We start from the raw sequence: 15,275 nt of genomic DNA on the forward strand, positions 1-15,275 counted from the left end.
AGCATACCGGGTGAGGTAATAATGTTTTCCAGCTGCTGTTAATCATCCAATCCTTTTCCGTCAAGGATGTGCGCTATATATTTTTCTACCCTTGATACCCGGGTTTTGGATTGTTTAGGTGCAGCGAAATGAAGGAGGTATCCTCTTTGGCGTCCTGGCGTCAGGTCGTAAAAGGCAGCTCTCAGGGCGGGGTTTCTATCTAATTCCGCTTGAAATTCCTCCGGCATGGTGAACTCTGACACCTTTTTCAAAGGCGCTTTCACCCCGCTTTCTTCGAGTTCAACGGCTTCAAAAATATATTCTTTCAGGGTAGATGCCAGTTTCTCTATTTCTTTCAAACTGGTAAACCTTACCTGTCTCGCTACCTGTACATTTGCTGTTTGCTGGATCAGAATTCCTTTAGGATCCTTCAGCATCACACCTTTCATAAACAACACCGCACAGTAGTCTTTAAACGAATGTATTAAAACGATGTTGCTTTTTTCGTAGGTGTAGCAGGGCACCCCCCATTTCAATTCTTCTGTCAGATGGCAGTCCAGGATAATAGTTCTCAGCTTGGCCTGTTCTTTCTGCCACTTGTCTTCTTTCTTAAAATAAAAATCTACTTTAGGATTCATCGGATTCATGGAATTTACTTTTTCAAATTAACTAAAAATAAGCTTTCTCTCGGCCGGTCTGAAATACCAGGATACGATCGTCAGGGTGAGCAGCAGCAGCGAGGGAAATATTTCATTCGCCGTGCCCGACGCTAAATGCGAAACGGCGGCTCCTGACATGGCAAAGAAGAATCCGGCATAAGCCCACTCTTTTAGCAACGGTAATTTAGGCATGAGCAGTACAATCACACCCAAAATCTTCCACACGCCTATTATCGTCATAAAGTAGCCGGGATAGCCCAGGCGGCTGATAAAATCTACTTCCGTTTGTACTTTGAATATCTGCACCAGGGCGCTGGAAACCATGCCCAGTGAGAGCCAGAGTGTGGCGATCCAATAGATGATTTTATTTCGCTTTGTCATGATGCATTATTTTAGTTTGCCTATAACTTCCTGCAAACGGTTATGTGCCATTTCCAGCCCTTTAGCCATGCCTACGCCTATATGTATCATCTGGTCCCTGAGGGCAACCGACCGGCATAAGGTATGGATATTGAGTTTGCTGGTGTCGTCTGTAAGCGCTTCAAATTCCAGGAACTCCAGCTGCACACCAAAAGGCGTATTCTCCATTTCAAATGTCCGGGTAATTTTCTGTTCCGGAACAAACTCATGGATTACCCCGTTGGCCCGGAATACCACGTTACCGCGGCCATCCTTTGTTTGAATCTGCCAGCTGCCATGGGGTTTGTTTTCCAGCTTCACTACTTCCGTACCCATCCACTGTTCCAGGAATTCGGGTACGGTGTATGCTTTAAAAAGCAGCTCCAGCGGCAAATCAAACTCCCTTGTAATCAGCAGTTCCTGCTTGCCGTCTTCAGCGTGGACTTTTGTTTTTTGTTCCATGGCGTACTATTTTTTGGATTTGTATTTTTTCATGATGTCTTCTAACTTATTAAATCTGTCGTCCCACATTTTCCGGAACGGTTCAATAAAGTCTGCTATCTCTTTCATCTTTTTTGCGTTTAGATAGTAATAAATTTCCCTGCCGTTTTGCTGTTGTTCCAATAATTCGCATTCCGTGAGTATCTGCAGGTGTTTGGAAACGGTCGGTCTCGCGGTGTCAAAGTTCGAGGCTATCGCACCTGCTGTCATGGATTGTGAAGCCACCAGCAACAGGATAGCCCTTCTTGTGGGATCGGCTATGGCTTGAAATACGTCTCGTCTTAGGTTCATTGCGTAGCTATTTGACTACAAATATATGCGTAGTCATTTAACTACACAAATTTTTTTTTGAAAATTTCGGGGAGAAGCGGGATCAGCAGTTCCGGCAACGGTGCAACCAGGGGCGCCTGCCCTGAAACAAATCAGCCCTGGTGCTGCATGGCACACAGGGCTGATGGCTCTTCACTGGGACAGGGGAAACTAAAATTTTCGCTGATAAAAAAGGCATTTCAGCTTATAATCCGGGGCGGTCCTGAATTCCTGGGGGTAATAAACGCCCGAAACCGGGTCCACCTCATAATCATAATATTCATCCATCAACAGCTTTGCGCTGGCAGCCGTTATTTCCACTCCCCCGGCAACACCCACCTGCGTAGCATTGATGAACCGGCATTGATAGGCAGTGGCAGGCGTAACCCCATACACCACCCGGCCATTAATGTCAAACAAATCCTCCGACCGGAGTAAAAACTGGCTGGCGGTAGATGGCGATAACGGCAACACTGTTTCCTGGGGAAAAACATCCTGTACCTTGGTAAAGGAAAAATTAAAAGTTACCTGCCCCATCTTAAATGGAGGATGAGCAACCGTAGGATACACCCGCTCTCCGGAAACACTGGCCACATTTTCTTCACTACCAAAATTTTGGGGATACCAGTTGGTATACGGCCCCGTGGCGGTTTCATACGTCAATGTATCATTGAGGAAAAGCTCCAGGAAATCATAATAGAAATTGAAACCTGCATTTTTAATACTTATCTTTTTTGTGGTATCTGCCGTGGTATAAATTTTCATACTATCAATAACGCCGGCAATACTGTGGTTAACCGGGTCGAAACTTTCTATTCTCAAGCTGATACTAAAATTAAATTTATCCTTACCGGTACTAAAGGAGGCATCAGGAAAAACATTTGTAAAGGTTCCTTTGGTGTACACCAGGTCTTTCAGCCCTCCTGCCGTCGGTTGGTTATTTTCTATACTGTACCGCCCTTTTACCACATGCCCGCTATCATTTAGCGGCAGCATGATCTGCAATTGTTGAAACCCTATCCCTTCTGAATTATTGTCCAACCGTATCGCCAGTTCAAACCCGTTGGAATAAAGTCCTGAAGCCTGCTTTGTGTCACTAAATGTTTTCCGTCCGATCATACTGGTTTTTAGCAGCGTATCATTATAAGTGAGTTCAATATTTTTGAACGCCTCTGATAATGGCGGTGGCGGAGGTGGTGGCGGAGGCGGAGGAGGTGGTGGCGGCTGTACCTTTTCATTAAAATCGAACAATGCTTCCTGTTTCTGGCAGGAGCCCAATATCACTGCTGCCATCACCAAAAAAGAAATATATCCTGCTATGGTAAATGATTTCATAAATAATTTTTATTGGTAGAAGTAATTATAAACTCAACCCCAGGCCCAGGGAAAACGTTGCCCCGGTATAATTGGATTGATAAATATTATCGCCATGGATCGTATTATCGGTTTTGCCGGCTATTTTCGCGATGTCTGCGGCTGTTTGCACCAGCAGGTAACGGGCATTCAGGATATTTTGCACCCCTCCCTTTACTTCGAACAGGCGTCCTATCTTTTTGGCGAAACTGACATCCAGTGCATGTCGCGGCATTTCATAAATACTGGGGCTCACCAGGTTCCCAATCGCGGTAAGCCGTTTGCCTATTACATTGTAGTTCGCATTGCACTTCAGTCCACGGTTATCATCGGTGTAGTTCAGCGCAGCGTTTACCAGGAAAGGCGACTGACCATACAGGGAGCGGTCTTTATCCTGGATACCGGCACGACTGCCGAGGTCCACACGGCTACGTATATACGCCGCGTTAAAGAGTACCGATATTTTCTGAAGCACTTTGTTCAATGCGCTGCCGCCGTTAAAATAACGCGCCATGCCCAGCATCAGCTCTGCCTCGGCACCGTAGCTGCTGGCAGATACCGCATTATTCCACTGAAAATTATTATACCCGCTGGTACCCGCGTAATAGTAGAACTCTACCGGGTTCTTAAAATGCTTATAAAAAATACCGGCTGTAATCATTTCTCCCTTACCGGGATAATGCTCAAAACGAAGATCATAATTGTCAATATCGGTTTGAATCTTCAGGTTTTCGTTTCCATAAGCCAGCCGGTAGGTCATCATATCCATATAATAAAAGGTAGAGATTTCACGGAATTCAGGCCGGTTCAGCGTTTTAGAATAGGCTGCACGCACTAGGCTTTTGTCGTTAACCGTATAACTGATATGGAGAGATGGTAACTTACTGGTATTTTTTCTTAACAGGTCAATGCGCCCATTATTCACTGTGCCTGTTGTTTGCCAGGTATAGGTATGGAGTTCCTGGGTATTATCTTCTATCCGTAAACCGCCATATACCTTCAGGTGAGCAGTAATAGGCACTTCAACGGCCAGGTAGCCCGCCTTCAGCGTGTTGCGGGCAGTATAGCTGTTGTTCTTCCCATACGTTTCGGTAATACGCATGCCGGTTGCTGTATCCGGCAGGTATCCCAGCTGCCGGTATTCAAAAGTTCTTTGCTTATCTTCTATGAAAAGCCCTGCCTTGATAGTCAGATGGGCATTGCCAATACTAATGGGTTGCACCAGGTCCAGCCCCGCTGTTTTTATTTCTTCCGGTAACGAAAAATAGCGACGGCCACGGTAAATCCCTGATATGGTACCCGGCACAGGTTCTACCAGTGAAGAGTCATTGTAATAATGCGCCGTATCGGCCTTTAAGGTCCGGTATCGCTGATCCGGATCATCATACCTGCTTTTGGTATACCCTGCTACCCAATTTACCTGCGTGTTTCCAAACTGATGAGCGCCCGACAACTGCGTGGTATAAATGCCCCGGTAAGCATTGCTTAATATGTACTGCCGTACATACTGACCGGAGTAAAGCCCCGAGCCATCGGAGGCGGCGTCGCCGGTAGCCCCGTTTCGCGTAATGGCATTGGTGCTGCCCATATGGGTGTATAGCTGTTTAAGACCAATGCGATGGTGTCGATTAATTTCCAGGGAAAGGTTTAGCAGCCCGTTCAGGCGTACGTTATGATCATACGACTGATCCGCCAGCCGGTATCCGCTGGAGAATACGCCGCCCATCACGCCGGCGGTATTTTGTGCAACTACACTGTATTCATAGGTATTGGAATAGCTGAAGGCGCCAATAACTCCCAGCACAGCCTTTGGCCCCAAAGGAATGCGCCGGCCACCATCCAGGTTAAAGCGGTGACCAACCGGGGCTGTTTTCCGTTGTGTATCCCAGTTGGTGTTAAAATCCGGCGTAAGCTCGCGCTGTGCATCCACGCTTAACGCATCAATCCTGCCTGGCGCATTTTTGGGCATACCGTAGGTGCCGTCATCATACCCCAGCCATGCTTTTTTCCCCTGTTTTTGTTCATAGAAATCCCGGAAGGTGGTGTTGGCATTATAAGAAGCAGCATAGGAAACATTAAAGCTGTTACGTACAGGCATATCCGTTGTATACACCTTGATCACGCCACCGGCAAAATCACCAGGCAATTCAGGAACGGCTGTTTTATAAATCATCACCCGGTCAATTAATCCGGAGGGCAGGATATCAAAACTGAAAGCGCGGCTATCCGGCTCAAAACTGGGTGCAATCACATTATTGAGCATTACTGTATTATAGCGCTGGGGTAATCCACGGATCACCACCAACCTGTTCTGTATAATACTTACACCTGATACGCGACGCACCACTTCTGCCGCATCCCTGTCCTGGCTGCGGCTGATCTGTTCTTTGGAAATACCGCTTACTACCGCATCCGCTCCACGGATCTCGTTAATGATAAAGTCGTTGGTGCCGGTTTCTTTCACCCGCCAGGCCGATACCGTTACCATGCCCAGCTGTCCTTTTTCCCGGTTCAGGGGAATGTCGAGGGTATAGGTTTCTTCCTCCCTGATGAGGATGTCTGTTATTTTTTTTACACCGTAACCCACATAACGCACCTCCGCCACATATTTACCTTTTGGCAGATCAATCGTAAAAGCGCCGTCTTCCCCCGTGGTCACGCCGCTGTTGCCGATCCGGATAGTAGCGCCTGGAATGGGTTGCCCGTTCTCTTCATCCGTGAGCTTCCCTGTAAACCTGCCGGGCGCTTTCCGGAGCACCGGCGCAGCTGGTTTAAATATTACATAGTTGTTACTGATAGTATACTCCAGTCCTGTAACAGCACAGATCTTAGCCAGCATCTCTTTCACCGTTGATTTACCACCGGGAAATGATATATTTTTTCCCAGTCTTTTCCCAATATTGTCATCAAAAGCCACCTGGATACCCGTCTGTTTTTCAATTATCAACAGCCATGCACGGCAGGATTGCGGCGATGCGGACAATGATATTATTTTATCCGGTGTTTGTGCATAGACGTGCAGCAGCCCCAATAACAGCAATAGCGTTGCTATCACCTTTCTGCATAACCCTGCGACAGGCAGTTGAACTAATCCTGGTTCTTTTTGCATAAATTTGCGCATTAAATGAGTATGGGATCACATCCCTTTCGTTTATTGATAATTGTTTTTGGCGCCGCCAGCGCCGGAACTTTTTAAGAACCGTTCTGTTGGTAGCAGAGCGGTTTTTTTGTGGTTAACCACTTCTGATCCTGGTGTGCATATATATTTACGGGTTAGATAATTTTTACGTGATCGTGCGCCTGCTCATACTTAAAACCCGATGCGAGTGAAAGTATCTGTAATACGGTAGACAGCGGCTGTTGCCTGAATTTCACCGTAATCTTTTTATCCCGCCAGCGGACATTGTCAAGTGCTATACTGATCCCATACCATTGCTCCAGTGTACGGCATACTTCCGTCAGCGGGGTGCGGTCAAATACCAGCTCCCCGCTGACCCAGCTGCAAAGACCGGCGGCATCCGCAGCGTTCACCGTACAGGCGCCACTGTTAGTATGATAAATGATCTGCTGATCGGGGTTTAGCAAGGCCAGTTCTTTTTTATCATCCGCAACTCCTACCCTGCCTGTGCGCACGGTAACAGCTACCTGCTGATCATCATAACCGTTTACTTCAAAAGAGGTACCGAGTACCCTGGCAGAAAGCGTACCGGCCTGCACCAGGAAAGGTTTCCCGGGGTGTTGTGTAACCTCAAAAAATGCCCGACCTTTTAATTCAACAGCCCTGTCTTTTTTATTAAATGCTTCCGGCACCAGCAAAGTTGATCCGGGAAAAAGGTATACCGTACTGCCATCGTTAAGGGTAATACGTTTGGCCGTGCCTCTTACAGCCTCAATTCGCTGTGGCATGGCTTCCGCCAATGTATGGTGTTTATTTTCCGCTACATGCAATATGGTTTGGTATCCGGCTATACCGATCGTCAGCACGAGTACGGCTGCAGCGGCATACCTGCGCCAGCCCGATAAATAAGTACGTTTCATCTTCGGCTGCTGCTGCCAGCCGCTTCTATGGCGGAACTGCTGCCAGGCATGGCTGTATTCATCTTCCGAAAGCAGGAGCAGCTGATCGGGCGACTGTGTTTCAAATGCTTCCTCCATACTGGCTTCCACCAGCGCGGGATCAGTGCCGGCTGCAATAAAAGCCTGTACAGCGATTTTCTCTTCTTTATTACAATACCCTTTAAAATAGCGGATCAGCAACGATTTGGTAATAGCAGACATCATAACATTAGCGTATATAGATAATACGCTTTTTGCTATCTGCAGGGGCTAACTGTTCACATTAAGATAACATAGCGATGCTGTCGAGCAGGAAAGTGCCGTACAATACAGACATCACACCTGCCTGGGGTAATTCAGCTTTCAGAAACTGCAAGGCGGCCTTGATATGATTTTTAACGGTAAACACCGACAGTCCTAGTTGCCGGGCAATATCGGCATGTGACAGGCCTTCTTCGCGACTTAACAGGAATACTTCCCTTCGTTTGGGAGAAAGGCGTGCCAGGCAGTGCTGGTATTGTTCCAGCACTTCTCGTGTAGCCCATATCGCTTCAGGGGTATCTGCCTGCCATTCATCTTCCAGTCCGTCTATCGGAACCATATGCAGCGTACGTTTGCGGGTGGCGCTCACCAGCTCATTGCGGAGTATAACAAAAATATAGGATTGAAAGGTGCCGGTATTAGCAATAATTGTCTTGTTCTGCCACACTTTGAGCAATGTGTCCATCGTAATTTCCTCTGCCAGTTTCCTGTCTTTCAAAAAACGAACGGCAAACGACAACAACCGTTGGTAGTAATACCTGAACACAAGCTGGTAAGCGGCTTCATCGCCGTTTAGCCAATCTTCCAGGTGTCTTTGAATTACTGTATCCATCGCGAAGTTGAAACATTCGCGGCAAAGGTAACCAGGCAATATTATGATAAGGTTAAGTGTTGCGCTAAAAAACCAACCGCCCCGCAGTTCGGTTAATTTGAACATGCAGGGCGGCGGAAAAAGAAATAAAACAGGTTTACGATACCCGGTTGCGGCCTACGTAAATATTCTTCGCATTATAATAGGTATCGCCCGACGGGCCATTGCCGCCACTGGAGCCTTCCATTTGAAGGTTAATAATGATATACATGGGTTTTCCTACAAAATTAGCCACATGCATCCCTTTCCATACGCCATCAATGTAATAGTGAATGTTCACATCGGTAGCGCTGACTTTGGTGATCCATACCCGGTAGTTATGCCAGTTGCCAGGAGACGAAACATTTGTCAAAATGCTCGACACATCCTGCCAGGTCCGGAAAGTATTTTGCCAGTTGGTGGCATTTCCCTTAAACTCCAGGATATCGCTTTCCGGTGGCCAGCTGTTAACGCCGGTAAGCCAGAAAGCCGGCCAGGAGCCACCTACAGACGGCGCCTGGAAATCGCCCTTCACCTCCCAGTCGGGGAACTGATCATTTACCAGCACCTGCGCTTTGGCATGTACCGCACCGCTGTGATAATGTATAGGGAGATAAGGATCGCTGCTGCTGTTTCCTTCATTCCAGTTGATGCGCGCAGCCTTTAGTGTAAGCACCCCGCTGTTCAGGTAAATGTGGTTGTGATCTGAAGTGCTGCCATACATACGCGCGGTACCGTTATGATCCGATCCCCACGGATACAGGTAATTCCAGGCAGCTTCAAAGGCCGTGTAACTGGCAAAGGAGCTATTGTCCAGCACCGTTTCCCAGGTAACGGTAGCTGCGGTGACCTTTTTCAGCGTAGCATCATCTTTGGGTTTCAAATCCCCGGGAGCGGCCTGTTTACGGCACGAGAGGGTTACTGCGCAGGTTAGCGCCAATAAGATTTTCATACATGCTTTCATAAATGGAATTTTTATAGTGAAAAATAAAAGCCGCTTTTATCACTGTCTTATTTCCCATCTACCCCTATGTTCGGATGTGCCGATAACCTGTTCCCATAAAGATCTCCGGCCATTTTATCCGGCGGCGTTATACCTTTCTGAAAAGCAGGTGAACCCGGCTGTAAACGAAACACTTCCAGCGCTTTCAACCCCGCCATTCCCGGCAACGGCGCTGCATGGAACCGCGGATCCTTTGTAACCGCCGCCTTGTCGGCCGGCCGGTTAAGATGTGTTCCGAAATAAAGGTTGTTGCTGTAAAAATTACGTTTGCTTTGATTCATCACGTAGTCCGCCGTGCTTTGCGTATAAAAAATATTATTGGCGAAATACGTACTGTCTGCATAACCAAACCAGTTCCCCATTTCTACCAGTGTACTATCCATTTTAAGATCTCTTTCCGGGAGATAAATCACATTGTTGTAAATGCGGGTATTTACTACGGGGCCGGTTATATGAAATATCGGCCCAAAACCGGCATGCTTACCGGTAGTACGCAACCCATCGTTTACGCTTACATTATAGCGGACAATAGTTCCTTTGTTACCACAGCTTTGCGACGCATGCGCGCTGCCATCATCACATACCAGCAAAAATCCGCCGTCGTTGTCATGGCTGTAATTATACTGTATCACAGTATTGTTGCAGTTCCAGTCGGAGTCGAAACCCTGCCCGTCCCAGGGCGCTTTATGATCGCTGACCTCATTGTATTGAATGAGGGCATTATCACAGCTCCAGGGCCATATACCTGCAGCGGATTCGCTGTCGGGCAATAACCGCGGACAGTCACGCATGGTATTATGTTCCACCAGCACACCATCGCAGCCAATGGGCACAATGCCATCACCAGGTACGCCTTCTATCAGGTTGCCACGGATCACCACATGCTCATTGGGAAACCAGTTGGCCCTGGACCAGTTGCCATTTACCAGGATACCATTGCGCTGGCAACGTTTGATAGTACAATCGGCGATGAGAATGCTATCGAACCGTGAGCGGGCATCGTGGCCGTCATTACTGAAAATAATGCCGGCGCCTCCGCCCTCTTTCTTTACAAGACTTCCATTCACGTCATGCACATCCAGGTTCAGCAGGGAGATGGCAGACGCCGTACCGTAATCAGATAACTGTACCAATACCCCTGAACGATGGGCGCAAATATCTGCACCATAATTAGAGATATCCAGGTTACGGATCTCCCAGCCTTCCGCATTCAATAAATGCAAAGTAGCGGGCATAACACCGTTGCCTTGTATGCGCGGTTTGTATCCTTCTCCATAGCGGTCAATGGTAATCAGCTGTTGCGCGTTGCCACTCCCCTGCGGTTTCAGCTGCCCTTCATAAATACGGCCTGCACGGAAACGGATCTGGTCACCCGGGGTAAAAACCTGGTTATTCACCTGTTGCAAACTGCGCCAGGCTTGTTGCTCCGATAACCCGTTGTTCGTATCCCTTCCTGCCAGCGCATCTATATAATAAATGCGGGACGCTGCTGCGCCGCCGTGTAAGCTTAATCCCAGGGCGCATATCGCAGCGCCCCGGAAAATCTTCCTGATATTCATTACTGTCTCTTTTAGTATTCATGATCCTGTGCCGTTACCAGCCGGGTGTTTGTGTAAGAGCCGGCGATTTCATTTTCTCGGCCTGCGGTACCGGGTACCAGTACATCTTTGGCTGGAACACCCTGCCCTCCACTTCTACTTTGGTGTATTTAAACGTAGTAGCATTCACACGGGCAATATTTACACCGTATACCGGCGAATTAAATAATGCCACTCCCTGTTCCCAGCGGCGCACATCCCAGTAGCGATGTTCTTCAAATGCCAGCTCCACTCTTCTTTCATTGCGCAGCTTATTACGCAGTGTAGTGGCACTCCATTGTCCGGCCTGCAATTCAGGCATTTTAACAGAAGCGCGGCTGCGTACTTTATTAACCGCCTGGATCGCAGTAAGCCCAAAGCCTTGCGGGTCCTGATCAGGGCCATATGCCTCGTTCATGGCTTCGGCGTAGTTGAGATACATTTCACTAAGGCGGAACAGTATCCACGTATGCACACTGGTTTTATTCAGCAACAGGTCCAGGTTTTCATCCACGTATTTTTTCAGGTAGTAGCCCGTCCTGGAGGCGCGATCTACGCCGGCGCCTTCCCTGCCGCCGGCAAATGCTTCCACCGCACGTCCTTTCCACTGCGAATTGTTAAGGATAACTGTCATGGCTAAACGCGGATCGCGGTTATCATACGGGTGCTGGGCCTGATCAGGGTTATTCCAGTCAAAGGTGCTGCCATCCATCATTTCGTAGGCGTCTACCAGGTTTTGAGTAGGCGTGGTACCACTGCTGCCGCCGTCGTAACCAATCGGGTAGTTGGCTCTTTCAAAGCTGTTGGCAGGAGCATACCGGTGTGCAAAAATAATTTCCTTGCTGGTAGTGCTGCGGAACAATCCGCGGTAGTCGTTTTCCAGCTGGTAAACATTCAGGTCTATCACTTCCTTTGCTGCTTTTGCGGCGGCTATCCATCGTTCTTTCAGGCGTGCTTTGTTATTGAGGTCGCTGGCATAGTACAGGAGCACACGGCTTTTCAGCGCCAATGCGGCGCCTTTGGTAGCCCTTCCCAGGTCGTTATCTGCCACCGTTGCGCCTAAATGCGCCGCGGCAGAATCACATTCCGATGTAATAAACTGCACACACTCGTCGTAGGAATTCCGGGGGAGGTTAAGACTGTCGGACAAGCCCAGTGTTTTGGTAATGAGCGGTACGCCGCCATAGCGGGTCACCAGCTGAAAATAAAAGTAGGCCCGCAGAAAACGGTTCTCATAACGCCACCGTTCCAGGTCGGCCGTCATGTTACGATAGGTTTGCTGCGCAGTGGCGTCCGGGTTCAGTTTGTACATATTGAGATCCACATTACCTGATTGTTCCAGGTAAAGATTGGTCCGGCGTATAGCCGTATAAGTTATATTCCAGTTATCGTCCGGATTAATGTACGGATTCCAGCTGCCATTGTTATACCGCTGAATGGCACTGCCTTCCCAGGTATACTCCGCGTCGTCGGTAGCCGCATCTAACATGGCGTTGTCAATCCGGTTAAAACCACCCGGCAGGTAGGCGTAGGTGCCCACCAGGAAATCGCGGGTTCTGGCGTAGGAAGAAAATACTTCATCTTTGGTCAGCTCCGTACTGATCTGCCTGTCCAGGAAATCTTTTTTACAGGAAGCCGTGATGATGGTGACCATCCCTGTAAAAAACAACCAAAACTTATATTTCATAACATTGAAATTTTTTGTTGAGATGATGATCATAATTGCACACGTACACCGGCGTTCATGGAGCGCATGGCAGGATACCCGCTTAACGTTTCCGGATCAGCAAAATGGATATGATCCAGCGAAAACACATTCACGGCATTTACGTATATCCGTAGCTGTTTCAGCCTGATACGCGATAACAGGGAAACGGGAAAGGTATATCCCAGTTCAATGTTGCGCAGTTTTACAAAGCTGCCGTTGCGTTGCCAGAAATCAGCGGAGCGGTAGTTGTTGTCGTTGGCCGTAGTGGTCAACCTCGGATAGGTAGCGGTAGCTGCTGTTTCCGGCGTCCATCTGCCCATTGCGATGGGCGCGGCTTTCGCATCATTCACAAAAGCCCATACCAACGGACCTGATAACATGATACTGCGGTTGGCAACGCCCTGGAAAAATGCGTCGAGGTCAAATCCTTTGTATTGCAGGCCCAGGTGCAAACCGAATGTCCATTCCGGTAATACGGGTTTACCGATAGCCACTTCATCATAGATATCGATGATATGATCACCATTCTGATCTTTGTATTTGATATCACCGGGTTTTACCGGTGCGAAAATTTGCTGTGGGCTGGCGTTGATGTCTGCTTCATCTTTAAAGAACCCAATGGCCTGCAAACCAAACGGCTGACCAATGCGCTGACCGGTGCGGTTCAGATAGGCATATGGCTGCCGGGCTTCTGCCATGTACAATATCTTATTTCTTGCGAAGGCTGCCGATCCGGAAACAAAATAGCTGAAACCGTGTTTTACTTCGCTCTGGTAGCCCAACTGTAATTCGAAGCCACGGTTGCTTACGCTGCCTACATTTTCTGCCGGCAATCCCACTCCTACATAACCGGGAATAGCGCCATATCTTTCGGCCAGGATATCCCTTCTTTTTTCATCGAAGAGGTCGAGTGTAAAGGTTACCCTGTTATGCAGCAGCGAAGCGTCTATCCCGAAATTAGCCCTGCGGTCTTTTTCCCAGGTGATGGCAGGGTTGGCAAGGCTCCCTTCATCCATACCACCGGCATAGTGATTGTCGGTACCAAAATAATAACCGCCACCACCACTATAATATTGCTGATAGGGGAACCGGCGTCCTCCCACCTGGTCGTTGCCCACCAGTCCGTATGAGGCCCGCAGCTTCAGGAAGCTGACCCACTGCACCTGCTGCAGGAAATGTTCTTCGGATAAGATCCACCCGGCAGACAATGCAGGGAAAAAGCCAAAGCGTTTACCCTTCGGGAAATTTTCAGACCCATTGTAGCCAAAGGAAAACTCGCCGATGTATTTTCGTTTATACGCATACGTTAACCTGCCGGCTGTCCCCTGGTGGGCATATGGCACATTGTTACCGGATATGGTGTAAACATCCTGGTTGTAAAGCAGCAGCGCATCCACACTATGTTCGCCGAAGCTGCGGTTATAGGTAAGCGTATACTGGGTATTTGTACGTCTCCACTGATCATTCACCCCGTCATTTTCCACGATAGTGGTATTGTCACCAAACTTGTTATAGACCGTAGCTCCGGCTGGATTTTTCAGCAGCTGGAATACGGCAAACTGTTTGGTTTTATCATCATTTCCCTGGAACCAGTTATTGAAAGAAACGGCCGCACCGGCTTTCAGCCCTGGCGCAATCTGATCCAGCTCGTAGCTCAACCGCATGGTAGCCTGTAAACTGCGTGCATGCGTGGTGGATACGCCGCGGCCCAGTACCAGTCCAACCGGGTTACTGCGATACACCGAAGTGCCTCCGTAAGAATTATCGGGATTGCGGACAGGAAATGCATTAGGTGGTATCAGCATCATATTGCTCCATATTTCAGCAGCGCCTGCACCGGGATAGCTGCGGTCTTCCACCCTGCCGGCCAGGTCCAGCGAAGTACTCAGCCGCTTTGTTACTTTAATGTCTACATTGGAGCGGAAATTATACCGCAGGAAATTAGCGTTGGAACTCTCTTCTCTTTTTGAATCGGTGTTTTTATACAACCCGGTATTCTTCAGCACATTCAGCGATACAAAATAGGTAGCATTGCTGTTACCCCCGGTCAGGTTCAGGTTGTATTCAGACATGGGCGCCGATTTCTTCAGCACTTCATCATACCAGTTTACATCCGGGTGGAAGTACTTATCGCTGCCGCTTTTATAGGCTGCCAGGTCGGCGGGCGAGTACTTCTCTGTTTTATCTTCATTCCTTAATGCTTCGTTATAAAGCGTGGCATAGTCGTACGAACCGAGAAACTCCGGCAGGCGCTGCGGACGCTGAAAGCCTGTTTGTACGCGGAAGGATATTTTCGGTTTACCGGCTGTACCTCTTTTAGTGGTAATGAGTAATACGCCGTTGGCGCCGCGTATGCCATACATGGCAGTAGCGGCGGCATCTTTCAGCGCGGTAATACTTTCTATTTCATCTGCTGCCAGCTGATCAAAAGGACTTTCGAATCCATCCACAAAAGTGAGGATGCCTGTGCCCCGGTAAGAGCTAAGGCCCCGTATGCTCATGGAAGGCGCATCATATCCGGGTTCACCATTGCCCTGCATAACGGTAAGACCGGGAATACGACCATACAACCCGTTACTGAGCGTGGCGGCCGCCGACTTCCTCAGCACGCTGCCATTTACGCCGCCATAGGCGCCGGTGACCTTCCACCATGGCTGCGATCCATATGCCACCGGTACCCGGCGGCTGGTATCTGCTGCTGCAGGAACAGAATCTGTAGCCGATTGCGCTATTGTAGCGAGGGTAAAAAGTGTACCCGTTGCCGTTAGCAAAGCTGTTCTTTTTATTTTATATATGCGGTTCATTTTTTCAGATTTGAAGTTTACGATCAGGCGCCGGG

At 48.5% G+C, this 15,275-nt stretch carries 12 protein-coding genes; all 12 read right to left on the reverse strand.

Translation table 11 applies throughout. From position 1 onward, the window contains the following. Positions 1–38: 38 nt before the first annotated feature. The 12 genes from KE626_RS18390 to KE626_RS18445 all read right to left on the reverse strand — a co-directional run bounded on the left by KE626_RS18390 (position 39) and on the right by KE626_RS18445 (position 15,240). Positions 39–617, reverse strand: coding sequence for a YdeI/OmpD-associated family protein (locus KE626_RS18390; RefSeq protein WP_211974388.1), 579 nt, complete (start codon positions 615–617; stop codon positions 39–41). Positions 618–644: 27 nt separating this feature from the next. Next, complete coding sequence (locus KE626_RS18395) at positions 645–1,019, reverse strand: DoxX family protein (protein WP_211974389.1); 375 nt, start codon at positions 1,017–1,019, stop codon at positions 645–647. A gap of 6 nt (positions 1,020–1,025) precedes the next feature. Continuing rightward, positions 1,026–1,499 carry an SRPBCC domain-containing protein gene (locus KE626_RS18400; RefSeq protein ID WP_211974390.1) on the reverse strand — a complete coding sequence of 158 codons (474 nt, stop codon included), beginning with the start codon at positions 1,497–1,499 and terminating at the stop codon, positions 1,026–1,028. 6 nt (positions 1,500–1,505) lie between these two features. Next, positions 1,506–1,829: an ArsR/SmtB family transcription factor gene (locus tag KE626_RS18405; RefSeq protein ID WP_211974391.1), complete on the reverse strand. Its 324-nt coding sequence runs from the start codon at positions 1,827–1,829 to the stop codon at positions 1,506–1,508. Between the two features lie 189 nt (positions 1,830–2,018). Then, complete coding sequence (locus tag KE626_RS18410; RefSeq protein WP_211974392.1) at positions 2,019–3,182, reverse strand: hypothetical protein; 1,164 nt, start codon at positions 3,180–3,182, stop codon at positions 2,019–2,021. A 25-nt stretch (positions 3,183–3,207) separates the two neighbouring features. Continuing rightward, complete coding sequence (locus tag KE626_RS18415) at positions 3,208–6,309, reverse strand: TonB-dependent receptor (protein WP_211974393.1); 3,102 nt, start codon at positions 6,307–6,309, stop codon at positions 3,208–3,210. 164 nt (positions 6,310–6,473) lie between these two features. After that, the gene (locus KE626_RS18420) at positions 6,474–7,481 is read right to left on the reverse strand and encodes a FecR family protein (RefSeq protein ID WP_211974394.1); all 1,008 of its coding nucleotides are present in this window, start codon (positions 7,479–7,481) and stop codon (positions 6,474–6,476) included. Between the two features lie 58 nt (positions 7,482–7,539). Next, on the reverse strand, positions 7,540–8,130 hold the full coding sequence (locus KE626_RS18425; protein WP_211974395.1) for an RNA polymerase sigma factor: 591 nt from the start codon (positions 8,128–8,130) through the stop codon (positions 7,540–7,542). A 136-nt stretch (positions 8,131–8,266) separates the two neighbouring features. Further along, on the reverse strand, positions 8,267–9,112 hold the full coding sequence (locus KE626_RS18430) for a LamG domain-containing protein (RefSeq protein ID WP_211974396.1): 846 nt from the start codon (positions 9,110–9,112) through the stop codon (positions 8,267–8,269). A gap of 47 nt (positions 9,113–9,159) precedes the next feature. Beyond that, a complete protein-coding gene (locus KE626_RS18435; RefSeq protein WP_211974397.1) occupies positions 9,160–10,710 on the reverse strand; it encodes a right-handed parallel beta-helix repeat-containing protein in 1,551 nt (516 codons plus the stop codon). Positions 10,711–10,744: 34 nt separating this feature from the next. Then, complete coding sequence (locus KE626_RS18440; RefSeq protein ID WP_211974398.1) at positions 10,745–12,415, reverse strand: RagB/SusD family nutrient uptake outer membrane protein; 1,671 nt, start codon at positions 12,413–12,415, stop codon at positions 10,745–10,747. A gap of 29 nt (positions 12,416–12,444) precedes the next feature. Continuing rightward, the gene (locus tag KE626_RS18445) at positions 12,445–15,240 is read right to left on the reverse strand and encodes a SusC/RagA family TonB-linked outer membrane protein (protein ID WP_211974399.1); all 2,796 of its coding nucleotides are present in this window, start codon (positions 15,238–15,240) and stop codon (positions 12,445–12,447) included. Positions 15,241–15,275 lie beyond the last annotated feature (35 nt).

The organism is Chitinophaga hostae (genome assembly GCF_018224885.1).
GTDB classification, from domain to species: domain Bacteria; phylum Bacteroidota; class Bacteroidia; order Chitinophagales; family Chitinophagaceae; genus Chitinophaga; species Chitinophaga hostae.

Coding starts and splice junctions, on each gene's coding strand:
- KE626_RS18410 (WP_211974392.1), bottom strand. CDS start 3,182: ATGAAATCATTTACCATAGCAGGATATATTTCTTTTTTGGTGATGGCA.
- KE626_RS18425 (WP_211974395.1), bottom strand. CDS start 8,130: ATGGATACAGTAATTCAAAGACACCTGGAAGATTGGCTAAACGGCGAT.
- KE626_RS18405 (WP_211974391.1), bottom strand. CDS start 1,829: ATGAACCTAAGACGAGACGTATTTCAAGCCATAGCCGATCCCACAAGA.
- KE626_RS18440 (WP_211974398.1), bottom strand. CDS start 12,415: ATGAAATATAAGTTTTGGTTGTTTTTTACAGGGATGGTCACCATCATC.
- KE626_RS18400 (WP_211974390.1), bottom strand. CDS start 1,499: ATGGAACAAAAAACAAAAGTCCACGCTGAAGACGGCAAGCAGGAACTG.
- KE626_RS18395 (WP_211974389.1), bottom strand. CDS start 1,019: ATGACAAAGCGAAATAAAATCATCTATTGGATCGCCACACTCTGGCTC.
- KE626_RS18415 (WP_211974393.1), bottom strand. CDS start 6,309: ATGCAAAAAGAACCAGGATTAGTTCAACTGCCTGTCGCAGGGTTATGC.
- KE626_RS18445 (WP_211974399.1), bottom strand. CDS start 15,240: ATGAACCGCATATATAAAATAAAAAGAACAGCTTTGCTAACGGCAACG.
- KE626_RS18390 (WP_211974388.1), bottom strand. CDS start 617: ATGAATCCTAAAGTAGATTTTTATTTTAAGAAAGAAGACAAGTGGCAG.
- KE626_RS18430 (WP_211974396.1), bottom strand. CDS start 9,112: ATGAAAGCATGTATGAAAATCTTATTGGCGCTAACCTGCGCAGTAACC.
- KE626_RS18420 (WP_211974394.1), bottom strand. CDS start 7,481: ATGATGTCTGCTATTACCAAATCGTTGCTGATCCGCTATTTTAAAGGG.
- KE626_RS18435 (WP_211974397.1), bottom strand. CDS start 10,710: ATGAATATCAGGAAGATTTTCCGGGGCGCTGCGATATGCGCCCTGGGA.